This is a genomic window from Bradyrhizobium sp. CSA112 (genome assembly GCF_029051645.1).
Taxonomy (GTDB): domain Bacteria; phylum Pseudomonadota; class Alphaproteobacteria; order Rhizobiales; family Xanthobacteraceae; genus Bradyrhizobium.
On record NZ_JAACFS010000013.1, the window covers coordinates 39,282 to 65,064 of the forward strand.

A 25,783-nucleotide genomic window follows, 5' to 3' on the forward strand; every position below is an offset into this window, starting at 1 on the left:
AAGTCATGCGCAAAACACAGGGATCATTACTCCTGGCTATCGCGGCTGTCCTTTTCAGCTCGCAGGTGCGGGCGCAACAGGTTGCGGCCGAAACGCCGCAGACTATGCTGGCGGCTCAGATTCGTACGCAGGGATACACCTGTGACAAGGCGCTCGGCGCCACCAGGGACAGGAAGCGCTCACAGCCGGACCGCGCGGTCTGGGTCCTCAAATGCAGCAACGCGACATATCGCGTCACACGCGCCCCCGACATGGCGGCGAAGGTCGAGCCGCTCCCGTGAGCGAATGACCATCGCTCAAAGCGGGCATCGTCGAATCTCCGCTGACCACGGCTACTCCCCGTCAGCGCCGTAGGGTGGGCAAAGCGAAGCGTGCCCACCATCAAGCAGCGCGATCAGGGATGAATGGTGGGCACGTCGCTAGCGCTCCTTTGCCCACCCTACGAGTCCTGGATGCTGTCGCTCAACTCGTCGGCATGACGTAGGCGTAGATCCGGCCGCGCGAGACCGGCGTCTCGCGGACGCGGTTGCCGTTGTTGCCGGAAATCATGATCGGATTGCCCTTGGCGTCGATAGCGGTGATGATGCCGACATGGCCGCCGCGGCGGCCGCGCGACATCACCGCGATCGCGCCGACCTGCGGGCCGGAAACGCGCTGGCCGTATTTCGCGAACGAGCTCGCCATGTCAGAGCCGGTGCCGCGATAGCCGGAATGCTGCAGGACCATGTTCATGAACCGCGCGCACCACAGGCTGCCGCGCCCGGTCGGGTTGCCGCCGAGATACTTGCGCGCTTCAGCGACAACGTTCGATGAGCTGAAGCTTGAGGCCGTCGCGCCGGTAGTCGGCGTCCCGGTTTCATTCGGCCCGACGCTCGCATTCGTTGCGACGCTCGCATTGGTATCGGCAAGACCGCGCGCCCGCATTTGCGCAACGCCACGCTCCCAGCGCGATGCGTGCGCAGCGTGGCGGAGCCGTGCACGACGGCTGGCGCGATCGGTGCGCGTTGCTGTGACGGCGTTGGACGAGGTGAAGCCGCCAGGTGCACCCATCTGGGCGCTGCTTTCCGTGAAGCTTGGGTTGATGGCGGCGAAGCCGCCGGCCTGCATTCGCGCAACCCTGCGCTCCCAGCGCGACATCCTGATAGCATGGCGATGGTGGCGATATGCGTAATGCTTGACGTGATGGCCGGCGTGATGAGCGCGAGCGTGCCGCCCTGCGCCGTGGTGAGGTCTTGCTGAAGCCGGAGAGACAAATACGAAGATGGAAGCCGAACAAAGTGCCAGCGCGATGAAACGAAGCGACCGGCGAAACGCAAACAACTGACTCATACTCAATCCTCTTTACACCCCAACTTCCCCTTTGCATTCGCGTACGAACGAACGCGGCCGGCGTTTTGCGTTTGGCGATGTGACGAGAGGAAGATTTCATATGGCGGCACGGAAACAATTTCGGGGTGATTTCGCGCTGATTCAGCGGCGAAAATGACGCCATTCCGCCGCATTGCGGGCCAAAGAATTAACTGCAATTTTTAGAGGCGAGCGCGTAATCATGTTGCGCAAAAACAAGAAAATCGAGAGGAAAACGAAATGCCCTATGCCGCCGCCAAGGACAACGTCCGCCTCTACTTCGAAGAGGCCGGAAGCGGGACGCCGATCATCTTCCTGCACGAGTTCGCGGCCGACCATACCAACTGGGAGCCGCAGATGCGTTACTTCTCGCGCGGCCACCGCTGCATCGCCTATTCGGCACGCGGCTACACGCCATCCGACGTGCCGGTCTCGGCGGACGTCTACACCTATGAGTATTTCTACACCGATGCGCTCGCCGTGCTCGATCACCTCGGCATCGCCAAAGCGCATTTCGTCGGCCTGTCGATGGGCTCCTATTCCTCGCTGCAGGTCGGCCTCAACGCAGCCGACCGTGCGCTGTCGATGACGCTCGCCGCCGTCGGCGCCGGCTCGTCGCTCGACAATCTCGACGCCTTTCGTGCGCAATGCCGGGCCAATGCCGAGCAGTATGAGGCGATCGGCTCGGTGGAAGTCGCCAAGGTTACGCGTGAGGCGCCGAGCCGGATTCCGTTCCTGCTGAAGGACCCGCGCGGCCATGCCGATTTCTACGCCGCGCTGGCGCGGCACGACGCCAAGGGCTCGGCCAACACGATGCGCAGCTTTCAGGGCAAGCGGCCGTCGATCTACACCATGACGGAGGCGGTCCGACGCGTGCCGACACCGGCGCTGATCCTGTGCGGCGACGAGGACGACAATTGCATCGAACCCAGCCTGTTCCTGAAGCAGCATCTGCCGGCGGCGGGGCTGTCGTTCTTTCCGAAATCAGGACATGTGCTCAATCTGGAAGAGCCGGCGCTGTTCAACGAGATGGTCGAGCGGTTCATCGCGCTGGTGGAGGCCGGGCGATGGCCGGTGCGCGATCCGAGGTCGATGGTGGCTACTCCGGTATAGCCTCCGTCATTGCGAGCGAGGCGAAACAATCCATGCTTCAACGCGGGGAGACATGGATTGCTTCGTCGCTGCGCTCCTCGCAATGACGGCGGAGCCTATTTCCCCACCCTGCCCCGGCTGAGCAAAAACACGCCCTGCTCGCCGAACATGTTCCATACCCACCACGGCAGGTTCAGCGGCACCGGGCGGCCGTAGAGATCGAGCGCCACTGCGCGCTCCATCTTGACATTGATCGCGTCGCACAGCTCGACGAAATCCTTGATGGTGCAGAAATGGATGTTGGCGGTGTCGTACCAGGTCGCCGGCAAATTCTCGGTGCGCGGCATGTGGCCGCCGATCAGGAGTTGCAGCCGCATCTTCCAGAAGCCGAAATTCGGAAACGAGACGATGGCGCGCCGGCCGATCCGCAGTAGATTCTCCAGCACGACCTTCGGCTGCCGTGTCGCCTGCAGCGTTTGCGACAGGACCACGTAATCGAAGGCATCGTCGGGATAGTTGACGAGGTCGGTGTCGGCGTCGCCCTGCACCACCGCCAGGCCCTTGGCGACGCAGCGGTTGACGCCCTCGCGCGACAATTCGATGCCGCGGCCGTCGATACCGCGGCTCTCCAGGAGCTGCAGCAGCTCGCCGTCGCCGCAGCCGACGTCCAGCACCTTCGCCCCACGCCCGATCATCTCGGCGACAAGCAGGTGGTCGGTGCGGAATTTGCCGGTGCGGTCGGGAGCTACGCCGCCGAGCGGCAAGGCCTGTTCCTGAAGCGCCATGTCAGCCACCTCCAGAGCTTTTTCGTTTTAACGCGCTTTCTTCACGCGAACCGGTATCCACTTCGCTTGAAAACGCTACGCTGTCGAGACCGCGCGCCTTGCCTGCGGATTGCAGGAACGCACGCGAAATGTCGAAGAATTCCGGCACGTCAAGCAGGAAGGCGTCGTGGCCGCGATCGGTATCGATTTCCGCGAACGACACCCTCGCGCTCGATGCGTTCAGCGCATGGACCAGCGCGCGCGATTCCGAGGTCGGGAACAGCCAGTCGGAGGTGAACGAAACCACACAGAACCGCGTCTTGATGCCGGCGAACGCTTTTGCCAGCACGCCGCCATGATCGGCGGCAATGTCGAAATAGTCCATTGCCCGCGTCAGATAGAGATAGCTGTTGGCGTCGAAGCGCTCGACAAAGGACGAGCCTTGATAACGCAGATAGCTTTCGACCTGGAAATCCGCGTCGAACGAGAATGTCGGCAACTCGCGGTCCTGCATCCGCCGCCCGAACTTGCGGTGCAGCGCGGCGTCGGAGAGATAGGTGATGTGACCCGCCATCCGCGCCACACCGAGGCCGCGATGCGGATGGGTGCGCTGGTCGAAATAGCGGCCGCCGCGCCAGTCGGGATCGGCCATCACCGCCTGCCTGCCGAGTTCGTGGAATGCGATGTTCTGTGCCGAGTGGCGCGTCGAGCACGCGACCGGCAATGCCGAGAACACGCGCTCGGGATAGGCGGCAGTCCATTGCAGCACCTGCATGCCGCCCATCGATCCGCCGATGACGCAGAACAGCGTCTCGACGCCGAGGCGGTCGAGCAGCATGGTCTGCGCGCGGACCATGTCGGGGATCGTGACGACTGGAAAATCCAGGCCCCACACCTTGCCGGTAGCCGGATTGGTCGAGGCCGGACCGGTCGATCCCATGCAGCCGCCGATCACGTTCGAACAGATGATGAAATACTTGTCGGTGTCGAGCGGACGACCGGGACCGACCATGATTTGCCACCAGCCGGCCTTGCCGGTCAGCGGATGCGAATTGGCGACGTGCTGGTCGAGCGTCAGCGCATGACAGATCAGGATGGCATTGGAACGATCGGCGTTGAGTTGGCCATAGGTCTGATAGGCGATCTGAAACGGCGCCAGATCGACGCCGCAATCGAGCCTCAAGGGCTGGTCCATGCCGAATTCCACTACCTGCGAAGCAGGATGATCGGCCTCCTGCGCGCGATCCTCACTATGGATCGCCGGACTGGGTAGCGATGGTACGACGTCGGTCATATCGGCACCGACCTCCTCGCGGAGGCTCTACAGACAGAAATCAGGCCATAAAAAACCCGGCCTGAACAAAGGTTCGGCCGGGATCAACTCTGTCCCCGGCCTGTTTAGCGAGTTGTTTAACGTGGCTGCAAGCCGGCCGGCTCAAATGACCACGGAATGGCTCAAAACTAGTCCGAAGCGGCCCTTTCGTCAAGGCAGGGGCATGGTTAACCGTGGCAGCACATGCCCTCATGGTAAGGAGGCGCTTGCGCCATCTTGAGCCATGAGAGAGAACGGGCTTCATCCTTGAAAGGCACAGCGCGCGCCGCTGTTCAGGAAAGCTCTCGTCAGGTTACTCGAAATGTCCAAGGCTCCCTCCAAGCCTCCCCCGGCTCCGCCCTCGCTGCAGGAATTGCGCAAGGAGATCGACGCGATCGACGAGCAGGTTCATCGCCTGCTGATTGCGCGTGGCGACATCATCGACCGGCTGATCCAGGTGAAGCAGACTCAGGAAGTCGGCTCCGCGTTCCGCCCCGCCCGCGAGGCCAGCATGATGCGCAGCCTGGTCGAGCGCCATCGCGGCATCCTGCCGCTCGACACCATCGAGAGCATCTGGCGCGTCATCATCTCGACGTTCACTTACGTGCAGGCGCCGTTCGCCGTGCATGCGGATGTCTCCGTCGGCGAGCCTGCGATGCGGGATTCGGCGCGGTTTCACTTCGGCTTCGTCGTGCCTTATGTCGGCCATTTCAGCGCGCAAGCCGCCGTCGAGGCGGTGGCGAAATCGAAGGGCGATCTGGCGCTGGTCTCGGCGATCTCGAGCCGCACGCCGTGGTGGATCGCGCTCGAGGCGGCCGGCGCGCCGAAGATCATCGCGAGGCTGCCGTTCCTCGAACGCGCCGATCATCCGGCGGCGCTGCCCGTCTTCGTGATCTCGCGGGTCGCCGACGACGCCATGGTGACGGAAGTCCAGATGTGGAGCGTGCGCGTCTCGGGGTGGAATGCCGATATCGCCCGCGCGCTGGCGCCGCTCGCCGAGATCGTCGCCGTGCCCGATACCGCCTTCGACGGGGCGGCGCTTCTGGTGTCGGATGCCGGCAGCGGCTTCGAGAAGATCAAGACAGCCCTGATCCAGGCCGGCGCCTCGGTGCGCTCTTCGGCTCTCGTCGGCAGCCACGCAACGCGCTATACGGTGCCCCCGAACGGGTCGGCCAAGCCTTAAGGGCCAGCCCGCAATTTCCGGAGTTGAAGATGAACCGCCCTATGCCGAATCCCGGCATTCTCGATATTGCGCCCTACACGCCCGGCAAGACCCCGATGCCGGAGCCGGGCCGCAAGGTGTTCAAGCTGTCCGCCAACGAGACCCCGTTCGGGCCGTCGCCGAAGGCGATAGCAGTCTACAAGGAGGCGGCGGCGCATCTGGAGGACTATCCGGAAGGAACGTCACGGGTGCTGCGCGAGGCGATCGGCCGCGCCTACGGACTCGATCCCAACCGCATCATCTGCGGCGCCGGCTCGGACGAAATCCTCAACCTCCTGGCGCACACCTATCTCAGCCAGGGCGATGAGGCGATCTCCACCACGCACGGCTTCCTGGTGTATCCGATCGCCACCATGGCGAACGGCGCCAAGAACGTCATCGCGCCGGAGACCAACTTCACCGCCGACGTAGACGCCATTCTGGCGCGCGTGACGCCGCGCACAAAACTGGTGTGGCTCGCCAATCCGAACAATCCGACCGGAACTTATGTGCCGTTCGACGAGGTCAAGCGGATGCGCGCCGGATTGCCGCCGCATGTCCTGCTCGTGCTCGACGCCGCCTATTCCGACTACGTGTCGCGCAACGACTATGAGCTCGGCCTGGAGCTGGTGGCAACCACCGAGAATACCGTGATGACGCACACCTTCTCCAAGATTCACGGGCTGGCGGCTTTGCGGATCGGTTGGATGTTCGGTCCTGCGCACATCATCGACGCGGTCAACCGCATTCGCGGGCCCTTCAACGTCTCGACGCCGGCGATGCTGGCGGCAGTCGCCGCGATCGAGGACACCGCGCATGTCCAGATATCGAAGGCATTCACCGAAGAGTGGCGCAACTGGCTGACGGAGGAGATCGGCAAGCTCGGGCTCAAGGTGACGCCGAGCGTGGCCAACTTCGTGCTGATCCACTTCCCGACGGAGAAGGGCAAGACCTCGACTGACGCGGACGCGTTCCTTACCAAGCGCGGCCTGGTGCTGCGGGCGCTCAACAATTACGGCCTGCCGCATGCGCTACGCATGACCATCGGCACCGAGGAGGCCAACCGCCTCGTCGTCGATGCCTTGCGCGACTTCATGGCGGTCAAGTGAGCGCGGCGCCGATCTTCCGACGCGTCGCGCTGATCGGCTTCGGCCTGATCGGCGGCTCGATCGCACGCGCCGCGCGGGCCCAGGGGCTCGCCAGCGAAATCGTCACCACCGCACGCTCGGAAAAAACCCGCGCGCGGGTGACAGAACTTAACATCGTCGATCGCGTGCTGGAAACCAACGCAGAGGCCGTTCAGGACGCCGACCTCGTGATCCTCTGCATCCCGGTCGGCGCCTGCGGTCCGGTCGCCCAGGAAATCGCGCCACACCTGAAAGCCGGCGCGATCGTCTCCGATGTCGGCTCGGTGAAGGGCGCGATCGTCCGCGAGATGGCGCCGCATCTGCCGCCAAATGTTCATTTCGTTCCGGCGCATCCGGTGGCCGGCACCGAACATTCCGGCCCCGATTCCGGTTTCGCCGAACTGTTCATCGACCGCTGGTGCATTCTCACGCCACCCGACGGCACCGATCCGATGGCGATCGAAGCGCTCCGCGCATTCTGGGCCGGCATGGGTGCCAGGGTCGAGATCATGACGCCCGACCACCACGATCTGGTGCTGGCGATCACCAGCCACCTGCCGCATCTGATCGCCTACACCATCGTCGGCACTGCCGACGAGCTGGCGCAGGTGACGTCGTCGGAAGTGATCAAATTCTCCGCCGGCGGTTTTCGCGATTTCACCCGCATCGCAGCATCCGACCCGACGATGTGGCGCGACGTGTTCTTGAACAACAAGGAGGCCGTGCTGGAAATGCTCGGCACCTTCAACGAGGACCTCTCAAAACTCACCCGCGCCATCCGCCGTGGCGACGGCGAGGCGCTGTTCGAGCACTTCACCCGCACCCGCGCGATCCGCCGCGGCATCGTCGAGATCGGACAGGATTCGGCCGCGCCGGATTTCGGCCGCCCGCATCCGCCGCTGAAGAAGACGGAGTGAGAAGGGCGCGGCTTCGCGCATGCGTGCCGGACGTTCCATCGTCATTGCCCGCTCCTCGCAATGACGGAGGTGGCCGCTCCACACTAGGTCGTCATACCCGCGAAGGCGTCCAGTACGCCGCGGCTTTCCGATTCAATCATTGCTGTCTCTGCAATATTGTCGTCACCCGCTTTCGCGGGTGACGACAATTGAGTATGCGTTCGCGTTCTCGCGACGCTAAGCGCCCGAGGCTTGCATGAACCTTTCCCTCAAACAGAGGGAGTAGGACCGGCACGCCTGCGATCTCCGGAACTTTGGGGTGTTCTGGGAGTTATGAACTAGGCGGGATTGCGCGATTTTGCTTTCGGCTCAACACACACATGTGCCGTCTGTCGTCGCAAACGGCGGCATCGCAGGAGGCTCTCATGAGCATCAAGCGAATCCTGGTTCCACTTCCCGGCTCAGCCAGTCACACCGGTCAAATTGAAACGGCGCTGTCTGCCGCAAAGGCGTTGGGGGCTCACGTCCAGGCACTATTCATCAGTGAGCCGCCGCCGGTCACACGTGGCGGCCTAACGGCCACCGAAATGGGACGAGCGGCGACCGTCGCATTGGCAAACCGGCACGCCGAGGAACGGGAGCGAACTGTGCAGGATGCGCGTGAGGTTTTTGCGCAGGCCTGCGCGGTAGTCGGCATCCCGATGCTATCGGCGAGCGACGAGCCCGGCAGCCCGCTCGCAGCATCCTGGCGCGAAGCCGAGGGATCGTATGTGGAAATCGCGGTGCAACGGGCCGCTGCCTTCGACCTGATGGTCGCCGCAAGCGCCACCGTGATGGAATCGCTTATGGCCATTGCAGAGCAATCGTTGCTGCAGACCCGTCGCCCCGTGCTGTTGGCGCCGGCTAGCCTGCAGAGTGATCTGACCGCCAGCGTGATGATCGCCTGGGACGAGAGTCCGGAATGCTGGCACGCGGTCTCGGCTGCCATACCGTTCATGCAACTCGCCAAATCAGTGCAGGTCATAAGTGTTGATCGGGACGCCAGCAATCGCCAAGCCTCGCAGTCGGAGGTGCTTGCTTATTTGCGCTGTCATGGCATTGCTGCGACCGCGCAGGTGGTTGCACCGGAATTGCGCTCGGTGGGCGATACGCTGCTCGCGGCCGGGGCAGAGCATGAAGCCGGCCTGCTGATCATGGGCGCCTATTCCCACAGCCGCCTGCGCGAGATGCTTCTGGGCGGGGCCACGCGCCACATCCTTAAGAACGCTTCTGCACGCCCCGTTCTCTTGGCGCATTAGCCCTCGTCAGAACGCAATCCCAGCTCGGGTTGCCGCCGACGCCAACGCTATAGCCTCACTCGCCGAAGGCGGGTTGGGCCGTGACGGATTTCGGCCGCCCGCATCGGCCGCTGAAGAAGACGGAGTGAATCCTATCGTCGTCCCTGCGAAAGCAGGGACCCATAACCACACTCGGCAATTTTTCAGAGAAAGCCGGCCATCATCTCGAAACACAACGCCTGCTGCGGCGTATGGGTCCCGGCTCGCGCTTCGCTTGGCCGGGACGACGGAGCACATCAAAACAACGGCGGCACCTGCCCCACTTTTATCGGACCCAGAAACGCCGCGCCGTCAACAAAGCGCAGCGGGAAGGCGCGCGCTTTTTTGCCTTCCAGCTCCGCCTCCTTGCCGAGCGAGTTGATGCCTGCGGCGACGCCGGCATTGGCGTTCTGCTTGACGGCCTTGCCGAGGCCCGGGATCGCCCTGTCGAGCGCGCCGAACAGATTGTTGAGATCCTGCGTCTTGACGCCCGGCGCGACGCGATCGAGCGTTGCCTGCGGCACGCCCTCCTCCAGCATCTTTTCGATGCCGAGCGCCGGAATCACTCGCTCGAGTCCCGTCACCGTCATCTGCAATTCGCCGTCGATCCGCCCCTGGGCGTTGAGGCGCAACGTTCCCGCGGCCAACGAGATCAGATCACCCTGTTGAATCCGCGACCGCACGATCTCGACATGGCCGCCCGCCGCCTGCAATTCCCTGAACCGCTCGGGCCACGGCTTCGGCGTAAAATCCTTCAGGCCCGTGAGCTTGGTTTGGATGTCGGCGTCGAACGGCGCGGCGAGCACCGGGTGCAACTCCTGCACGCTGCCGCCCGCTATCTGCAGCACCGTCTCGATCACCGGATTGGCAGCGGGCGATCCCTCCGCGAGCCGGCCGTGCAGTTCAACATGATTGGCGCGCGCGAGCGGCGTCGCTACCTGTCCGTTGACACGGTCGATCGAGGGATTGTCGAACACGATGGACGCGCGCTGCGGAATATCGGGTAACCCCGTCACGCTGCTGCGGCCGCTCGTCCAGTTCACCTTCATCGACGGCGGCTGGCCGCGATCGGCCAGCGTCGCGGGCGCCTTGAACTCGGCGATCAGGAGTCTCGGCTGGTAGATCTGCGCGATCACCATGATCTCGCCGAGCCGCGCCACGAACGGCACCTGCGCGCCTGCGGTCTGCGAAATCAGCGACACGCTGGCATCGTCACAGCGGACTTCGAAGCGGAACGGGAAGCCGGCCACCGAACGCTTGCCGCAGGCATAGACCCGGCCGGCTTTCGCTTCCTGCACCGCCCACGCGTCGGCGCGCACGCCAACTTCGGAAGCGGCATAGAACCAGAACGCGCTCCATGCCGCGGCGGCGACGACGAGCAGTGCAGGCAAGATGAAGAGGCGCCACAGCGGGCGCCGGCGCGGCGCAGGGTTCATGTCAGGCATGCGGCGTCCTTTGGCTAGCGATTTTGTCAAATGTAAGCATCCACTTCCCGCAACAAAAGGCATTGAATCCACTTCGCTTTGTCGCGCGGTTCTGGTAGCGATGCGCAGGCATGTCCGCGACTACCATGAACGATACGGAATTCTCGACAGGCGACCTCTGGGTGTTCGGTTACGGCTCCCTGATGTGGCGCCCGGGCTTCGACTTCCTCGAACGGGTTCCAGCACGGCTGATCGGCGAACACCGCGCGCTCTGCGTCTATTCCTTCGTGCATCGCGGCACGCCGGAAAAGCCCGGCCTCGTGCTCGGGCTCGACCGCGGCGGCGCCTGTCGCGGCGTCGCGTTCCGGATCGCGGAAAAGAATCGCGCCGCAACCATCGCCTATTTGCGCGAGCGCGAGCAGGTCACCTCGGTGTACCGCGAGGTGAAACGATCGGTGTGGCTGGAGAACGAGGCGCGCCAGCGCGTCAGCGCGCTCGTCTACGTGGTCGACCGCGGCCATGTGCAATATGCCGGACGGCTGTCGCTGGCAGAACAATTGCGTCACGTGTTGCAAGGGCACGGCCAGTCCGGCGTCAACCGCGACTATGTTCTGGCCACCGTAAAGGCGATCGAGGCGGCCGGCTTTCGCGATTCGCAGTTGCACCGGCTCGCGGCGATGCTGCACGACCAGCATCCGCTGCCCGCTCCTGCGCAGAATCTTTAGCAAGCAGGTGAAAGCCGGTCAGTTGGCTTGCGCCGTGGCCGGCCGGCGCGGCGCCTGCGCGGGCTGATCGGAGGATTCGGGCGCGAGTTCAATGCCGGCATCGGCCAGCCGGACACGCACCTCGGCGGCGACATATTTCACATATTCCGACAGCAAGAGACGCAGCGTCGCGCCGCTGGTCCACCACGGCTCATCGCGCCATCGCTCGCCGATCACCGCGAACGGAATCAGCGTGATGTCAGGCATTGCATGCGACAATTCCAGGATGGCGCGCGGCATGTGGTAGTTGGACGTCACCACGATCAGCGACTTGAAGCCGCGCTCGCGGGCCCAGCGCCGCGTCTCCGCGGCATTGCTGCGCGTGTTGATGGCGGACCGGTCGAGATCGACGCAACAGCCGAGCAGCGACTGGTTGTCGGGCAGCGAGCGCGAAATGTCCCTCACGGCGTTGGTCGGATGCACGCCCGAAATCAAGAGCCGCTTGCCGTAACCGCCGGCCAGCAATTCCATCGCATCCGACACCCGCGACGAGCCGCCGGTAAACACCACGATGCCGTCGGCGCTGCGCGACGGCTTGATTTCGACGCCGCGCAATTGCGAGAGGAAGGCGACGAAGCCCATGGCCGCGCCGACGAACAGGATCGCCATGGTGCCGACGATGGCCGCGCGCAGCCATCCGTGCGGCCGCGCGGCCGGCGCTCTCGGCATGCTGTCGTCGTGCTGCAGATCCATGTAGTCCGGCGATCCTCTTCCCATGTACAATTCTAGAACGTTTTTACGCGAATTGGAGTCCCGGCCCCGGATCATGCCCAGAACATGCTTCGCCGCCCCCCACTGCCCGCGTCAATCGATGTCGTCCAGCGTGGCGAACAGCGTTCGCCGCGAGGCCCAGCCGGTAATGGCGGCGATGGCCACGGCCTGTACCGCGAGTGCCAGGTAACCCGAGGGCGGCAGCGAAAATGTCCCCAACAGTGCTGCGAACTGATCGCCAACCGGGGTGCCCGAGAACCAGCCGGCGATCGATTCGGAGAAGCCGAAACCCAGCATCGCGGCGCCGCCGCCGATCACCCCGCCCTCCAGCCCGAGCCTGAGAAAATGCCGCAGGAAATGGTTGGCGATATAGCGGTCGCCGGCGCCGACGAAATGCAGCACCTCGACGATCGGCCGGTTCGCCGCCATCGCGCCGCGGGTCGCGAACGAAACCGAGATAATCGTCGCCACGATCACCAGCGCGAGAATTCCGACGCCGGCGAATACGGTCGCCCCGGTCATTGAGCGCATGCGCTCGATCCAGGCGCGGTGATCGTCGACGCTCGCCGTGGGCGCCACCTGCATCACGGCCCTGCGCAAAGCCGCAAGATCGAGCGTGGTGCCGGGCTGGACGCGCGCCACGATCACACGCGGCACCGGCAGTTGATCGATCGACAGGCCGCTGCCGAGCCACGGCTCCAGCAATTTCGCCGATTCGTCCTTGCTGAACGGCTTGACCTGGACGATGCCGGGCTGCGTCCGCATCGCTTCCGCCGCCGCGGTCATATCGCGCTCGAGATCGCGGCCTGATTGCGGGCGCACCTGAAGGGTGATTTCGCTGGCAACTTCGGACTGCCATTCCGCCGCGGACGCGCTGACCAGCAGCACGGTGCCGGTGGTGATGGAAGCAAGGAACGTCATGATGGCGACGACGGCGACCAGCGCGCGGCCGGAGATCGATGCCCGCGGCACGATCGGCGACATGTTGCGTGCGCGCGCCGGCACCTGCGGACGTTCGTTGCCGAGGTCCACCAGCGGCCCATGCTCGTCACCAGCCCTACTCATAGATGTGCAACCGTCCCTGGTGCAGCACCATCCGCCGCGCCTCGTACTGGTCCATCAGCGTGATGTCGTGGGTCGCGATGATCACCGCGGTGCCCAGCCTGTTCAATTCGATAAACAACCGCAGTAAGCGCCGGCCGAGCGTCGGATCGACGCTGCCGGTCGGTTCGTCCGCCAGCAGCAATTGTGGCCGCGAGATCACCGCGCGCGCGATCGCGGCGCGCTGCTTCTCACCGCCGGACAGGATCGGCGGCAGCGCATCCATGCGCTCGCCGAGCCCGACCCATCTCAGGAGATCGATCACCTCCCGGCGATAGCTGGATTCTTCACGGCCCATCACGCGAAACGGCAGCGCCACGTTCTCATAGGTCGTCATGTGGTCGAGCAGTCGAAAATCCTGCAGCACGATGCCGATGCGCGTGCGCAGGTTCGCGATCTGATCCTTGCCGAGAAGCGAGACATCCTGGCCGAACAGATTGACGAGACCGCGCGTCGGCCGCAACGACAGAAACAGCAGCCGCAGCAGCGAGGTCTTGCCGGCGCCCGAGGGTCCCGTGAGAAACTGAAACGAATGGGCCGGAATCACAAAGGAGAGGTCGCGCAAAATCTCCGGGCCGAGCCCGTACCGCAAACCAACATTTTCGAACCGAACCAAGCTCAGCTCCGCTCGACATGAGCCGTGGTCGAGCTCCGCTCGACATGGGCAGTTGCCGAGCTCCGCTCGGCGTGGGCAGTTGCCGAGCTCCGCTCGGCGTGGACCGTGGCCGAGCTCCGCTCAGCGTAGACCGTGGCCGGAAACCCCGGACTTGTACCTGAACCTGGACCCGAACCTGGACTTTGGGCTCGTAGTCCGCTGGTTTGGGTACTAACCGGACAAAACGGTTTTGCGACCGTTATGGTTTCCGATTCGTTAACGGTCGCTATGTAGCATCGAGGCAAAGACACTGTGGAGATGGGCTCCGTGCATATCGTTTGCCCTCATTGTACAACATCTTACGCCATCAATCCGGGTACCCTGGGCGCCGGCGGACGCACCGTCCGCTGCTCCCGCTGCAAGGAAACCTGGCTGGCGCGGCCTGAGGACGCGATCGAAATGGCGGCCGCCGTGCCCGCCATGGCGCCATCGAGCCCACCGCCCGTGAACGATGCGGCGGCCGAATGGGAGGCGCTGGCGCGCGAGGAAGAGGGCCAGGACGCCCCGGTGGTCGACAGCCCCTCGATTTCGGCCGGCTGGCCGGCCGAGGCCGAGGATTCGCACCAGGGCGGCGATAGCGACTGGCCATCGGTCGCCCGGCGGGACGCGGAGGACTATGAGGAGGTCCGGATCACCACCCACCGCGAACGGCTGGCGCGTCTTTTCCGGCTGCCAGCCCTGCCCCGCATTCCATTCATGCCCTCCGTCGGCCTGCCGACCGCCTGCGCCGCGATGGGCGCGCTGATACTGGCGCTGATGATTTGGCGCACCGACGTCGTGCGTCTGCTGCCGCAGACCGCGACGTTCTACAAGATGGTCGGGCTGGACGTAAACCTGCGCGGGCTGGCGTTCAAGGACATCAAGGTCACCAACGAGACCGTGGACGGCAAGCCGGTGCTGGTCATCGAAGGCGTGATCATAGGCGAGACCAAAAAGCCGGTCGAATTGCCGCGGCTGCGCTTTTCCGTCCGCGACGCGGAGGGCACCGAGATCTACGCCTGGAACGCAGCGCTCGAGCAGCCGGTGCTCAAGCCCGGCGAACGCGCCTATTTCAAGTCGCGGCTGGCTTCGCCGCCGCCCGAAGGCCGCAATATCGACGTACGCTTCTTCAACAAGCGGGATCTGGCGGGCGGCCACGCCTGAACCAGACCGGGCATCCCTGAGGCGAGAGACCAATGCCACGCGTACTGATAGCCGACGACGAGGATTCGATGCGCACCCTGGTGGCGCGCGCCATCGCCATGGACGGCCATGAGACCGTCACCGCCGAGGACGGCGCCGAAGCGCTCGATATCCTGACCCGCGAGCAAGGCATGTTCGACCTGCTGCTGACCGACATCCAGATGCCAGTGATGGACGGCATCGCGCTGGCGCTGACGGCGGCGCGCGATTTTCCCAACCTGAAGATCCTGTTGATGACCGGTTTCGCCGATCAGCGCGAACGCGCCTCCGGCCTCAACGCCATCGTGCATGACGTGGTGACAAAGCCGTTCGCGGTGCACGACATCCGCACGGCGGTGGCGGACGCGCTGGCGGCCGGGAAGGCGGGGTAGTTCGGAAGTTGCCCGCATGGCGCCCCGTCCTCCACTCGTCATTGCCGGGCTTGACCCGGCAATCCATCGTCCGAGAAGGCTCCTGCGAAGATGATGGATACGCGGGTCAAGCCCGCGTATGACAAGCGGGCGCGTCGATGGCGCCCACGTCGCCCTCAATAATCCTTCAGCAGTCGCTCGATGTAATCGAGTTCGATCTGCGGGCGGGACGGATCGCCGAGACGGCGGCGCAGTTCTTCCAGGATACGGCGCACCCGCTGCACGTCGATCTCGCCGGGGATCTTCACCGTATAATCGTCGGTGAACTCGTTGTGGCGCAGCGGCCGTCCCAGCGGATCGCTGGAGTTGGCTGCGCCCTGCTGGCGGCCCCTCGGATTGCCGGGGCCATCGCCCGGCTGGTCGCCGTCACCCTGCTGCATGGCCTCGGCCAGGCTCTGGGCACCCTTGCGCAGCGCATCCAGTGCCCGCCCCTGCGAATCGACCGCGCCGTCGGCATTGCCTTCGCCGAGCCGGCCGGTGGCATCGCCCATCGCCGAATCGGCCTGATCGAGCCCGTCCTCGCCGTCGCCCTGGTCGCCGCCTTGACCCTGCTGGCCCTGCCCCTGTTCGCCGCGCTGGCCCTGCTGACCCTGTTGGCCCTGCTGGCCGCGCTGTCCGGGCCCCATGCCGCGCTTGGCAAGTTCTTCCTGCAATTTCTTCAGCCGGTCGCGCAGGCCCTGCTGGTCCTGCTGCAGGTCGCCCATGCTCTGGTCGCCCTGCTTGTCACCCTGCTTGCCGCGCATACGGTCGCGCCTGGAGTCCTGGCCCTGCTTGTAGGTCTTGTCGCGCAATTGCTGCTGCTTGCGGATCATGTCGCCGAGCTCGTTCAGCGCCTGCTCCATGTCGTCGCCGCCCTGACCCGGCTGCGCCATCTGCAGATTTTCCAGCATCTGCTGGAGCTGTTCCAAGAGCTGCTTGGCGGCATCCTTGTCGCCGGAACGCGACATCCGCTCCAGCCGGTCGAGCATGCTCTTGAGATCCTGCTGGCTCAGCATCTTCGTGTTCGGATCGAGCGGACGCGCCAACTGCTGCGGATTGTTGCGGAACTGCTCGGCGAGTTGGCGCAGGAAATTATCCAGCGCGGCGCGCAGATTGTCCGTGAGCTTCTTGATCTCCTCATCGGTGGCACCACGCTCCAGCGCCTGCTTGAGCGCTTCCTGAGCCGCGCGCAGCGCCTTGTCGACATCGGTGATGTTGCCGTCCTCGATGGTCACCGCAAGCGCCCACAGGCTGGCGACGACGTCACGCAGGGCGGCGTCGGTGCGCGCCGCCTCCAGTTGGTGCTTAACGCTGAAGAGCCCGAGATAATGCCCGGCTTCCGGCGTGAATAGTTCCGGCGCAATCATCAGCGCATCAAGCGCGGTATAGACTTGCGAATTCTGGTTGGCGTCGAGCGCCAGAATACGGCGCTGCTCGATCAGGGCGCGCGCCAACGGCTTGGTGAACAGCCGTTCCGGCAGCCGCATGTTGAACGGCTCGCTCTTGCCTTCACTGCCGGCCTCGTCCTTGGCGGTGAGCGTCAGCGTCACGTCGGCGCCGGCATAGGGATCTTCGCTGAGATCCTTCGCCGTCTGGCCGACGCCGTTGCGGGTGCGTGCATTCGGCAGCACCAGCGCAAACTGCGGCGGCTCGAACAGCGGCCGCGGCTCGGCCTTGTCGGCCTCCTTGTTCTTGCTTTCCTTGGCTGCATCGGTGGTGCGGGCGACGAACTGCGCGCGCGCTTCGGTGACGCCGTAATCGTCCTCGATCTTGTAGGACATCTGCAGCGAGCCGCGGGCCTGGCGTTCCGGATCCTTCGCCAGCGAGATGGTCGGCGCACGGTCGGGCATAGCCGCGAATCGCCACATCGGCTGGCCGGACGGCGCGCGGACATGGGCGGAGCCGTCGCCCGTGATCTTGAAATGCCGTTCGTTGGTGCCCTTCGGCGCCTGCTCGCCCGGCGCAACCTCGGTCACGCCACCGCCGACCACGACGTCGATCGTGCCGCCGCTGGAACGCACCAGCAGCGTGCTGCCGGAAGGCACCGGCAACGGTGCTCCGCTATCGGGCGAAGCCGCATCCCTATTGGCGGCGGACAGAATGACCGGCGGCTTGCCGGTATAGACCGGCGGGGTCACCCAGGCATCGACCCGGACGTTGGCCGGCGCCAGCACGCCGTTCCAGTCGAACGCCGCGGCAATGCGCAGCCGGCGCTCGTCGCCGGCGGCGACATAGGCGGCCGCCAGCATCACCACGACCAGTGCGCGCAGCGCCCGGGGATCGTGGATCGCCAGCCGCGGCGAAGGCAGCCCGGCGCGGATCCGCTTGATCGAGGCCAGCGTGCGCTCGCGCTGCTCCCGCCACAGCGCCTGGGCGATCGGGTCCTTGGTCGTAAGCGTATCGGTGAGCGCGGTCGCCGGTCGATGGCGAATGCCGGTACCGCGGTCGAGCCGGTTCAAGCCCTCTTCACGGGTCGGCCAGCGAAAACGCGCGAGCGGGAACAACGCAGCCAGCGCCAGCAGGACGAACAGGCTGACGCCAATCGCGCGCGCAAGGAATGGCAGCGCCAGCCATAGTCCGGCCCAGGACACCACTAGAAACAGTCCGATGACACACAAAAACCGGGCGATGCCCGGCCAGGCGCGCTCCCACGTGATCGCATATTGAGCCCGTTGCAGGGCCTGCGTCAGTCGAAGCCGAGCAACAACATCCGGCTCGCGTGTGGATTTTGTGGGGTCAGGTGAAGCGCCGCTCAACAATCTCTCCGGGTTGCCGACAAGTCAGCCTAGCACAACGGCGGCAATGAGGCACCTGTTCCCGGGGTAACCCACACCCGGAAATACGCATAACACGAAGGCGTGACTGCCAGGCTCCAGCCCCATAACGTCGATCCGGAACCGTAAAAATACGTGAGGAATCGTCATGGACCAGAAGACACAGATTCCGGGTCTGGTGCTAGCGCACCATCCCGGAATGACGGTGTATTCGTCGCTTCGCTCCTCGCAATGACGAGATCACAGGAAACATCACCATGGAAATCGGATTCATCGGCCTTGGGAATATGGGCTTCCCCATGGCGCGCCGGCTGATCGAGGCGGGTCATCAGCTCACCGTGTTCGATACGCGGAGAGAAGCGACGGACAAGCTGGTCGCGATGGGCGCGCAAGCAGGATCCTCGCCCAAGGACATCGCCGACCGCTGCGAGACGGTGCTGGCGAGCCTGCCGTCGCTGCAGGCCTCGCTCGACGTCGCGACCGGCGCCGGTGGCGTGATCGAAGGCAGGCGCGTCAAGCGCTTCATCGACCTCTCCACCGTCGGCTCGCAGATGGCCGCTAAAATTCACGGCCTGCTGGGAGCCAAGAACATCGTGCAGATCGACAGCCCCGTGAGCGGCGGCGTCGGTGGCGCGGAGAAGGGAACACTGGCCGTCATGGTCTCCGGCCCGCGCGCCGATTTCGAAATCGCAAAACCCGCGCTCGACGTGATCGGAAAAGTGTTCTTCATCGGCGAGAAACCCGGCTCAGCGCAGACGATGAAACTTGCCAACAACTTCCTCTCCGCAACGGCCATGGTGGCGACGTCGGAAGCGGTGGTGATGGGCGTCAAGGCAGGGCTCGATCCGGCCGTGATGATCGACGTCATCAACGCCGGATCGGGCCTCAACACGGCCAGCCGCGACAAGTTTCCGCGCGCGGTGCTGCCGCGCAGCTTCGATTTCGGCTTCGCCACCGGCTTGATGGTGAAGGACGTACGGCTCGCGCTGGAGGAGATGAAATCGCTGGGGCTATCGATGGAAGTCGCCGAAGCAGTCGGTCGCCTGTGGGAAGTCGTGATCCGCGACGAGGGCGCGGAGTCGGACTTTACCGCCGCAATCAAGCCGATCGAAAAGGCGGCGGGTGTGGTGGTCGGCGGTACGAAAACAAAGTGATCTAAAGTGATCTCTCGTCGTCCCTGCGTTCGTTCGCAGGGACGACAGCCAGTAGGATGGGTGGAGCGCAGCGATACCCATCGGCTCGTTTAGGATGAGTATCGCTTCGATCTACCTATCCTACGTTCTAGTTCGCGTTCTTCGCCATCGACCGGAAATAGTGCTCGGCATGCTGGAAGTAATTCTCCGCTGCGATCCGGTCTCCCTTCAGAGCTTCAGCGCGGGCCAAGGCCAGGTAGCGTTCATAGTTTTTTTCTGCGCTCTGAGCATTCTTCGCCTGAGGGCGAGGGAACCCGGACGACTCATTTCTTTGAGCGGGCCGCGATCGTCGGCGCACTGCACCGGTCATAACTTTCGCATTTGGGCGTGGTTGTGCCGTTACCGGCTTAAGTTCCGAAATGTATTTCATGTTGGTCCATATGCCGCTCCGGCAGAGCCGTGCGACGTTCATTGGAGGAATTGTCGTGCTGCAATCCAGTCGATGGGCCACTGAGGGCGGCGCTCAAAAGTGCGAGGGTGCGGTGTTCCTGGCGCGCGAAGCGTGAGGGCCCGCCGAACAAATCCATATCGACTGCGTTTTAGATAAGAGCCCAGAAACCGATTTCAAGTTGCTGGCTGAACAGGAGAAGTTTTAGCGAAACGTCCATCCTCGTCGTGCGCGCCCAATGCGGCAGCAGCCAGAACGCAGGAGGAAATATCCATGATAAGAAAACCCATAACCACGATGGCCGAGGAGCCAATACCCAGGAACATCATGCGCGCCGATGTCACGATCACGGAAGGCTTCGGCATGGAGGTCGACGGTCAGATGAAGGCGGTGTTCGACACAAAGGAAGCCGCCGAAAAGAAAGCGCGGGAACTCAAGACCAAATTCCCGATGCTTCAGGTCAAGGTCTATGACGCAGCGCAAAGAACGAGTTCGGTGATAACGGCCAATAGAACCGAAACCGTCTGACGGACGCTTCAGCATTGCGTAGGATGAGGTAAAGTGATGGGGAAGTGATCTCTCGTCGTCCCTGCGAACGCAGGGACGACAACGCTATTGTGGCGCCATCAGCGGGCTCACAGCCAGGGCGCCGGCTTATCCATCGCGATCAGTTCCTCGACCTCGATGCGCGGGCGCACCACAGCGTACTGGTCGTCCTTGACGAGGACTTCCGGCACCAGGGGGCGCGTGTTGTAGAAGCCCGACTGCACCGCGCCGTACGCACCGGCGGTCATGATCGCGATGAGATCGCCGGCCTTAGGCTCGGGCAGCTTGCGGTCGAGCGCGACATAGTCGCCGGTTTCACAGACCGGACCCACCACATCGGCGGTGATCGTGCGCGCGTCCTTCGCGGCCTCGCGCACCGGCAGGATATCGTGATGGGCTTCATAAAGGGTGGGGCGGATCAGGTCGTTCATCGCGGCGTCGATGATGACGAAGTTCTTGGCCTCGCCCGGCTTCACATAGATGACGCGGGAGACGAGGATGCCGGCATTGCCGACGATCATCCGCCCGGGCTCGAACATCAGCGTGCAGCCGAGATTATGCGTCACCCGCTTGACCATCGCAGCGTAGGCGGACGGCAGCGGCGGCGCTTCCCGGTCGGCATGATAGGGGATGCCGAGGCCGCCGCCGAAATCGATATGCGAGATGTTGTGGCCATCGGAACGCAGCGTCAGCACGAAATCCGACAGGATGCGGAACGCGGTTTCCATCTTGCTCAAATCAGTGATCTGGCTGCCGATATGCATGTCGGTGCCGGTCACCTCGATCCCCGGCAGCTTGGCCGCTTGGGCATAGACTTCGCGCGCCCGCTCGATCGGTATGCCGAACTTGTTCTCGGACTTGCCGGTGGCGATCTTGGCGTGGGTGCCGGCATCGACATCGGGATTGACCCGCACCGAAATCCGCGCGGTCTTGCCGGCCTGGACCGCGAGCTTCGACAGCAATTCCAGTTCGGGCTCGGACTCGACGTTGATGCAAAGAATGTCGGCCGCCAGGGCCGCGCGCAGTTCTATCTCGGTCTTGCCGACGCCGGAAAATAGAATCTTGCTCGGCGGTATCCCCGCCGCCAGCGCGCGCTTCAGTTCGCCGCCCGACACCACGTCGGCGCCGGCGCCGAGCTTTGCCAATGTGCGCAGCACCGACTGGTTGGAATTCGCCTTCATGGCGTAACAGACCAGCGTCTTCTCGCCGGCAAAGGCCTCGGTGAAGACGCGGTAGTGGCGCTCCAGCGTCGCCGTCGAATAGCAATAGAACGGCGTGCCGACAGCATCGGCGAGCTCGGACAGGTTGACGGCCTCGGCGTGCAGCACGCCGTTGCGATAGTCGAAGTGATTCATGGCGCGCTCAGTCTCAGTCCAGCAGCGGATCGAGAACGAATTTCTTCTTGCCGCCTTTGGCGGCGGTGGGCGCCGCCTCGGACCCGTAGGTCGAGTTGAACACGCCGGGCTGCGCCGCGCGCTCGGCCTCGGTATCGGAGGTGGCCTGCGCCTGCGGCGCGTTCGGCGGCAGGTCGAGCCCGCCTTTGCGTCCGCAGCCCCCGAGCGCGAGCGCGGTCACGCTCAACAGGATGATGGCCCATCCCGACGATGACGGGCGGTAGTTACTGATCACGACGAAATCCCCAATGCGCGGCGCACCATACAAAGATTGCCTCGGTCTGGCGAGTGCCGATGGGCCACGGACAACCATGAAATTGCAGCGAAATTTTTCTCTTCAAGCCTGTTTTCGCTCTTTTTCCAGCCGTTTCAGCCAGGCTTTGGCCTGGATAAGCACGTTCTTCGGCGCCGTGCCGCCATAGCTGGTCCGGCTTTTGACGGAGGCTTCCACCGACAGTACACGCAGGGCGTCCGCCGTGATGTCAGGCTCGACCTCCTGCATCGCCTTCAGCGGCAACTCGTGCAGCGCCACGCCCTGTTTCGAGGCGAGACCGACAATGCGGCCGGTGACATGGTGCGCATCGCGGAACGGCATTTTCAGCGTCCGCACCAGCCAATCGGCCAGATCGGTGGCGGTGGCATACCCTTCGCCGGCCGCGGCCTTCATTCGCGCCTCGTCCGGCACCAGGTCGAGGACCATGCCGGTCATCGCGCGAATTGCCAGCGATAGCGCGGAAAACGCCTCCATCGCGCCCTGCTTATCCTCCTGCATGTCCTTTTGATAGGCGAGCGGCAGGCCCTTCATCACGATCAGGAGACCGTTCAGGGCACCGATCACCCGGCCGGTCTTGGCGCGCACCAGTTCGGCCGCATCGGGATTACGCTTCTGCGGCATGATCGAGGAGCCGGTGGTGAACTTGTCGGAGAGCCGCACCAGCCCGACCAGCGGCGAGGTCCAGATCACGATTTCCTCGGCAAAGCGCGACATGTGCACGGCTGCGATCGACGCCGCCGACAGGGTCTCCAGCACGAAGTCGCGGTCCGACACCGCATCCAGCGAATTGGCCATCGGCCGGTCAAAGCCGAGCGCTTTCGCGGTCGCAGCCCGGTCGATCGGAAACGAGGTTCCGGCCAGCGCTGCGGCACCGAGCGGCGATTCGTTCAGCCGCTTGCGCGCGTCGGCAAAGCGGCCGCGGTCGCGCGCGGCCATCTCGACATAGGCCAGGAGATGATGCCCGAACGTCACGGGCTGGGCGGTCTGCAGATGCGTGAAGCCCGGCATCACGGTCGCGGCATGTTCGAGCGCCCGTTCCGCCAGCGCATGCTGGAAGGCGGCGAGCGCCGCGTCCGTCTCGTCGATCGTGTCGCGCACGTAGAGACGGAAATCGGTCGCCACCTGGTCGTTGCGGGAGCGCGCGGTGTGCAGCCGCCCCGCCGCCGGCCCGATCAGTTCGGAAAGCCGGCTTTCGACGTTCATATGGATGTCTTCGAGCGTACGCTTGAAGTCGAACGAGCCCTTGCCGATTTCTGACAAAATCGTGTCTAGACCCTTGCCGATATTTTTCGCATCACTCGCGGTGATAATGCCTTGCGCCGCCAGCATCGCGGCGTGGGCCTTGGACGCGGCGATGTCCTGGGCATAGAGGTGACGGTCGACGTCGATCGAGACGTTGATTTCCTCCATGATCGCATCGGGACGCTCGGTGAACCGGCCGCCCCACATCTTGTTGCTCATGACTTCCCAAGCCTTGCCATCTATATCGTCGAGTGACGCAAAACGCCGCGCCGGTTTCGGCCGTAACTCGACCGTAATCTTGAGCCCTGCATAGCCGTATCTGATACAGGATGACAAACGATATGCCCGAAATGTCCCCGCCCCGCCCGGCCACGAGGCGCCGGATCCCGATCGCCATCGGTGCGGTAGCGGCTGCGGGCGTCGTCGGATTGGGCGCGTTTTACGGCCTCGGCGGCTTCAAGCGCGGTGCCGGCGGCGATCCCACCTGTAGCATGGCCGTCGAGCTGGCCCGCAAGATCGCGCCGCTGGCGCATGGCGAGGTGGCCGCGCTGACCATGGCGACGGCGCCCTTGCGGCTGCCCGATCTCGCCTTCGAGGATGCCGAGGGCAAGCCCCGAAAGCTCTCGGAATGGCGCGGCAAGACCGTGCTGGTGAACTTGTGGGCCACCTGGTGCGTGCCCTGTCGTAAAGAAATGCCGGCGCTCGACAGCCTGCAGGCCAAGCTTGGCGGCAAGGATTTCGAGGTGGTCGCCGTCAACATCGACACCCGCGACCCCGAGAAGCCGAAAAACTTCCTCAAAGAGGCCAATTTGACCCGGCTCGGCTATTTCGCTGATTCAAAAGCCAAGGTTTTTCAAGACCTTAAGAGCATAGGCAAGGCGCTTGGCATGCCGACCTCGGTGCTGGTGGACGGCCAGGGCTGCGAGATCGCCAACCTTGCCGGTCCCGCCGAATGGGCCAGTGATGACGCCATCAAGCTGATCAAGGCCGCCATGCAGCCGATGAAGGCGGGGTCCTGACGGACCGCCAATGCGCTGGCCATCGGGGGCAGCACGAATTCCTAGCTGCTCTTAGTTTTGCGACCGCGCGAGCTCGGTCTCGCCGGCACGCTTTTTCCAAACTCGTTCCACCAGGCCGTCAGCGCCTCCATCGCGGGCCCGAGCCCACGCGCCTTGGGCGTGATGTCATATTCGACGCGCGGCGGCACTTCCGCAAACACCGTGCGCGATACCAGACCGTCTGCTTCGAGCTCGCGCAGTTGTGCCGTCAGCATATGCTGGGTGATCCCGGGGATTGCCTTTCGCAGCTGCCCGAAACGGTAGACCCGCTGATTGAGCAGCCACATGATCTCCAGCTTCCACTTGCCCGAGAGCAGCGCGAACGCGCCGCATCTCCTCGTGCATGTTGATCTCGTGGTCGGCCATAGTCTGGTTTTCCATACTAACCGCGAGTTATTCATCCTACTTGTTAATATCAATCTTAGTCGACATTTTCGATGTGCTGCAGACGCGCAAACGAAAACGCGCGTCCAGACCAACCAACAAAGTCGATGAGAGAGATGTTGCTGCGGCAACAGCAATCAGGAAGACCTCATGGCCGCAAATTACACCTATTGGATCAGCACGGCGCTTCTGTGCCTGCTCTATCTCGCTTCCGCTATCATGTACGTAGCGCGAAGGGACTGGGCTGGTCAGGCGCTTACCGACCTCGGCTATCCGGCCTACCTCGTGCAAGTCATGATCGCCGTGAAGGTCCTGGGCGCGGCCGCCATCCTGTCGCGCGTCAACGTGGCGCTCAGCGATCTCGCCTATGCCGGCATGTTCTATCACCTGCTGCTGTCAGGCTTGGCACACCTCGGTGTTCGTAAGCCCGGCGGCGCCGTGCCGGCAGCGGTGGGCCTCGCGCTGCTGATCGCCTCTTTCGTCACGCAGAACGCCGCTCGCGAAATGCCGTCGCCCTACGTGCAGGCAGCGGTGCTCTGACGCGGCAAAAACCACCAACGTCCCCGTTCCTGTCAGTTCGCAGGCATGTTCGCCTTCACGGATCCCCGCAAGCAAAGGCCTGAAGCAGCTCCAAATGACGATCCTTCCCATCACCTCGCTATTTGCGGCCGCCTACGCCGTCGCCCTGGTCGCTCTCTCGTTTCCGGTCTCCCTGCGACGCCTAAAGGTGGGGGACATGACGGGCGACAGCACCGACGAGATTCTGCATCGGCGCATCCGCGCGCAAGGCAATTTCATTGAATACGTGCCGCTGGGCATCATCGTCCTGGGCCTGGTGGAGGCTCATGCAGCGCCGGCCTGGATGGTCGGGGCCATCGGCGGAGTGCTTGCCTTAGGACGACTGCTGCACGCGTTCGGCATGCTCCGCGCTTCCGATCCCGTGCGCGGCTTCGGGATGATCTTCACCTATCTGGCCCTGCTTTTTGCCGCCGGGCGACTGTTCGTTGATGCCATCGCCCAGTGAAACCGGCCGGGTTAGGCCGCAATATCGAGATTGCCGCCGACGCCGGGGGCGAGATTGGCGCTCGAGGGGATGCCCAGCAAAGTGTGAACCGCAGCCTTCTCGGCATCCGCGTTCTGTTTGATGATCGAGGTCTGAATCTGCTGCTGCGTGCCCGCCGCTTGCATCGCGAGCATGCTCGAAACCATAGCCATCATATCCATACGCAGCACTCCTCAAACGTGAGAG

26 protein-coding genes, 2 pseudogenes and 1 riboswitch are annotated in these 25,783 nt (G+C 64.0%); of the genes and pseudogenes, 14 read left to right on the plus strand and 14 right to left on the minus strand.

Annotated features, from left to right (window positions below; genetic code table 11):
* Positions 1-5: 5 nt before the first annotated feature.
* Positions 6-281, plus strand: coding sequence for a hypothetical protein (locus GWE18_RS21585; RefSeq protein ID WP_275187717.1), 276 nt, complete (start codon positions 6-8; stop codon positions 279-281).
* A 181-nt stretch (positions 282-462) separates the two neighbouring features.
* Here GWE18_RS21585 and GWE18_RS21590 read toward each other — a convergent pair whose 3' ends face one another.
* The gene (locus GWE18_RS21590) at positions 463-1,329 is read right to left on the minus strand and encodes a TIGR02594 family protein (protein WP_275187718.1); all 867 of its coding nucleotides are present in this window, start codon (positions 1,327-1,329) and stop codon (positions 463-465) included.
* 258 nt (positions 1,330-1,587) lie between these two features.
* Between GWE18_RS21590 and GWE18_RS21595 the strand changes: the two genes are divergently transcribed.
* On the plus strand, positions 1,588-2,460 hold the full coding sequence (locus GWE18_RS21595) for an alpha/beta hydrolase (protein ID WP_275187719.1): 873 nt from the start codon (positions 1,588-1,590) through the stop codon (positions 2,458-2,460).
* 95 nt (positions 2,461-2,555) lie between these two features.
* Here GWE18_RS21595 and metW read toward each other — a convergent pair whose 3' ends face one another.
* Both metW and GWE18_RS21605 read right to left on the minus strand, forming a co-directional pair.
* Complete coding sequence (gene metW / locus GWE18_RS21600) at positions 2,556-3,224, minus strand: methionine biosynthesis protein MetW (protein ID WP_275187720.1); 669 nt, start codon at positions 3,222-3,224, stop codon at positions 2,556-2,558.
* Position 3,225: 1 nt separating this feature from the next.
* Entirely contained in the window at positions 3,226-4,497 is a 1,272-nt protein-coding gene (locus GWE18_RS21605) for a homoserine O-acetyltransferase (protein ID WP_275187721.1), read from the minus strand.
* Positions 4,498-4,580: 83 nt separating this feature from the next.
* Positions 4,581-4,660: riboswitch (SAM riboswitch) on the minus strand.
* A gap of 177 nt (positions 4,661-4,837) precedes the next feature.
* On the opposite strand from GWE18_RS21605, the gene GWE18_RS21610 reads away from it, so the two are divergent.
* From GWE18_RS21610 to GWE18_RS21625, 4 genes are all read left to right on the plus strand, one after another.
* Positions 4,838-5,698 carry a chorismate mutase gene (locus tag GWE18_RS21610; RefSeq protein ID WP_275187722.1) on the plus strand — a complete coding sequence of 287 codons (861 nt, stop codon included), beginning with the start codon at positions 4,838-4,840 and terminating at the stop codon, positions 5,696-5,698.
* A 29-nt stretch (positions 5,699-5,727) separates the two neighbouring features.
* Positions 5,728-6,825, plus strand: a complete 1,098-nt coding sequence (gene hisC, locus GWE18_RS21615) for a histidinol-phosphate transaminase (RefSeq protein ID WP_275187723.1) — start codon at positions 5,728-5,730, stop codon at positions 6,823-6,825.
* The gene (locus tag GWE18_RS21620; RefSeq protein WP_275187724.1) at positions 6,822-7,760 is read left to right on the plus strand and encodes a prephenate/arogenate dehydrogenase family protein; all 939 of its coding nucleotides are present in this window, start codon (positions 6,822-6,824) and stop codon (positions 7,758-7,760) included. Before hisC ends, GWE18_RS21620 begins: the two co-directional genes overlap by 4 nt.
* Before the next feature lie 404 nt (positions 7,761-8,164).
* The gene (locus GWE18_RS21625; protein ID WP_275187725.1) at positions 8,165-9,037 is read left to right on the plus strand and encodes a universal stress protein; all 873 of its coding nucleotides are present in this window, start codon (positions 8,165-8,167) and stop codon (positions 9,035-9,037) included.
* Positions 9,038-9,312: 275 nt separating this feature from the next.
* Here the strand turns inward: GWE18_RS21625 and GWE18_RS21630 are convergent, their stop codons facing one another.
* The gene (locus tag GWE18_RS21630) at positions 9,313-10,500 is read right to left on the minus strand and encodes a DUF2125 domain-containing protein (RefSeq protein ID WP_275187726.1); all 1,188 of its coding nucleotides are present in this window, start codon (positions 10,498-10,500) and stop codon (positions 9,313-9,315) included.
* A 110-nt stretch (positions 10,501-10,610) separates the two neighbouring features.
* On the opposite strand from GWE18_RS21630, the gene GWE18_RS21635 reads away from it, so the two are divergent.
* Complete coding sequence (locus GWE18_RS21635; protein WP_275187727.1) at positions 10,611-11,204, plus strand: gamma-glutamylcyclotransferase; 594 nt, start codon at positions 10,611-10,613, stop codon at positions 11,202-11,204.
* A gap of 18 nt (positions 11,205-11,222) precedes the next feature.
* On the opposite strand, the gene GWE18_RS21640 is transcribed toward GWE18_RS21635, so the two are convergent.
* From GWE18_RS21640 to ftsE, 3 genes are all read right to left on the minus strand, one after another.
* The gene (locus tag GWE18_RS21640) at positions 11,223-11,936 is read right to left on the minus strand and encodes a YdcF family protein (RefSeq protein ID WP_275187847.1); all 714 of its coding nucleotides are present in this window, start codon (positions 11,934-11,936) and stop codon (positions 11,223-11,225) included.
* A 111-nt stretch (positions 11,937-12,047) separates the two neighbouring features.
* Positions 12,048-13,019 (minus strand): ABC transporter permease, encoded by a 972-nt coding sequence (locus GWE18_RS21645; protein WP_057855171.1) that lies wholly within the window; start codon positions 13,017-13,019, stop codon positions 12,048-12,050.
* Positions 13,012-13,671, minus strand: coding sequence for a cell division ATP-binding protein FtsE (ftsE, locus tag GWE18_RS21650; protein ID WP_057855172.1), 660 nt, complete (start codon positions 13,669-13,671; stop codon positions 13,012-13,014). Before ftsE ends, GWE18_RS21645 begins: the two co-directional genes overlap by 8 nt.
* Before the next feature lie 306 nt (positions 13,672-13,977).
* Between ftsE and GWE18_RS21655 the strand changes: the two genes are divergently transcribed.
* Together GWE18_RS21655 and GWE18_RS21660 are read left to right on the plus strand one after the other, a co-directional pair.
* On the plus strand, positions 13,978-14,853 hold the full coding sequence (locus GWE18_RS21655; protein ID WP_275187728.1) for an MJ0042-type zinc finger domain-containing protein: 876 nt from the start codon (positions 13,978-13,980) through the stop codon (positions 14,851-14,853).
* Between the two features lie 32 nt (positions 14,854-14,885).
* Positions 14,886-15,263 (plus strand): response regulator, encoded by a 378-nt coding sequence (locus tag GWE18_RS21660; RefSeq protein ID WP_275187729.1) that lies wholly within the window; start codon positions 14,886-14,888, stop codon positions 15,261-15,263.
* A gap of 155 nt (positions 15,264-15,418) precedes the next feature.
* Here GWE18_RS21660 and GWE18_RS21665 read toward each other — a convergent pair whose 3' ends face one another.
* Positions 15,419-18,037, minus strand: coding sequence for a TIGR02302 family protein (locus tag GWE18_RS21665; RefSeq protein WP_275187731.1), 2,619 nt, complete (start codon positions 18,035-18,037; stop codon positions 15,419-15,421).
* Between the two features lie 275 nt (positions 18,038-18,312).
* Here GWE18_RS21665 and GWE18_RS21670 point away from each other — a divergent pair, with 275 nt between their 5' ends.
* The gene (locus GWE18_RS21670) at positions 18,313-19,209 is read left to right on the plus strand and encodes an NAD(P)-dependent oxidoreductase (protein ID WP_275187732.1); all 897 of its coding nucleotides are present in this window, start codon (positions 18,313-18,315) and stop codon (positions 19,207-19,209) included.
* A gap of 142 nt (positions 19,210-19,351) precedes the next feature.
* Here GWE18_RS21670 and GWE18_RS21675 read toward each other — a convergent pair.
* Positions 19,352-19,660 (minus strand): annotated as a pseudogene (locus GWE18_RS21675) (DUF4167 domain-containing protein); the annotation flags it as partial.
* Positions 19,661-19,909: 249 nt separating this feature from the next.
* On the opposite strand from GWE18_RS21675, the gene GWE18_RS21680 reads away from it, so the two are divergent.
* Positions 19,910-20,164, plus strand: coding sequence for a hypothetical protein (locus tag GWE18_RS21680; protein WP_275187733.1), 255 nt, complete (start codon positions 19,910-19,912; stop codon positions 20,162-20,164).
* A 107-nt stretch (positions 20,165-20,271) separates the two neighbouring features.
* Here GWE18_RS21680 and lysA read toward each other — a convergent pair whose 3' ends face one another.
* The 3 genes from lysA to argH form a co-directional block, all read right to left on the minus strand.
* A complete protein-coding gene (lysA, locus tag GWE18_RS21685; RefSeq protein WP_275187734.1) occupies positions 20,272-21,537 on the minus strand; it encodes a diaminopimelate decarboxylase in 1,266 nt (421 codons plus the stop codon).
* Positions 21,538-21,550: 13 nt separating this feature from the next.
* On the minus strand, positions 21,551-21,811 hold the full coding sequence (locus GWE18_RS21690) for a lipoprotein (protein WP_057854686.1): 261 nt from the start codon (positions 21,809-21,811) through the stop codon (positions 21,551-21,553).
* Between the two features lie 102 nt (positions 21,812-21,913).
* The gene (gene argH / locus GWE18_RS21695) at positions 21,914-23,311 is read right to left on the minus strand and encodes an argininosuccinate lyase (RefSeq protein ID WP_275187735.1); all 1,398 of its coding nucleotides are present in this window, start codon (positions 23,309-23,311) and stop codon (positions 21,914-21,916) included.
* A 131-nt stretch (positions 23,312-23,442) separates the two neighbouring features.
* Here argH and GWE18_RS21700 point away from each other — a divergent pair, with 131 nt between their 5' ends.
* Positions 23,443-24,111, plus strand: coding sequence for a TlpA disulfide reductase family protein (locus GWE18_RS21700; RefSeq protein ID WP_275187736.1), 669 nt, complete (start codon positions 23,443-23,445; stop codon positions 24,109-24,111).
* A gap of 41 nt (positions 24,112-24,152) precedes the next feature.
* Here GWE18_RS21700 and GWE18_RS21705 read toward each other — a convergent pair.
* A pseudogene (locus GWE18_RS21705) lies at positions 24,153-24,531 on the minus strand (helix-turn-helix domain-containing protein).
* Between the two features lie 153 nt (positions 24,532-24,684).
* Here GWE18_RS21705 and GWE18_RS21710 point away from each other — a divergent pair.
* Positions 24,685-25,074, plus strand: a complete 390-nt coding sequence (locus GWE18_RS21710; RefSeq protein ID WP_275187737.1) for a DoxX family protein — start codon at positions 24,685-24,687, stop codon at positions 25,072-25,074.
* A 94-nt stretch (positions 25,075-25,168) separates the two neighbouring features.
* A complete protein-coding gene (locus GWE18_RS21715) occupies positions 25,169-25,558 on the plus strand; it encodes an MAPEG family protein (protein WP_275187738.1) in 390 nt (129 codons plus the stop codon).
* A gap of 11 nt (positions 25,559-25,569) precedes the next feature.
* Here the strand turns inward: GWE18_RS21715 and GWE18_RS21720 are convergent, their stop codons facing one another.
* Positions 25,570-25,758 (minus strand): putative motility protein, encoded by a 189-nt coding sequence (locus tag GWE18_RS21720; RefSeq protein WP_275187739.1) that lies wholly within the window; start codon positions 25,756-25,758, stop codon positions 25,570-25,572.
* Positions 25,759-25,783 lie beyond the last annotated feature (25 nt).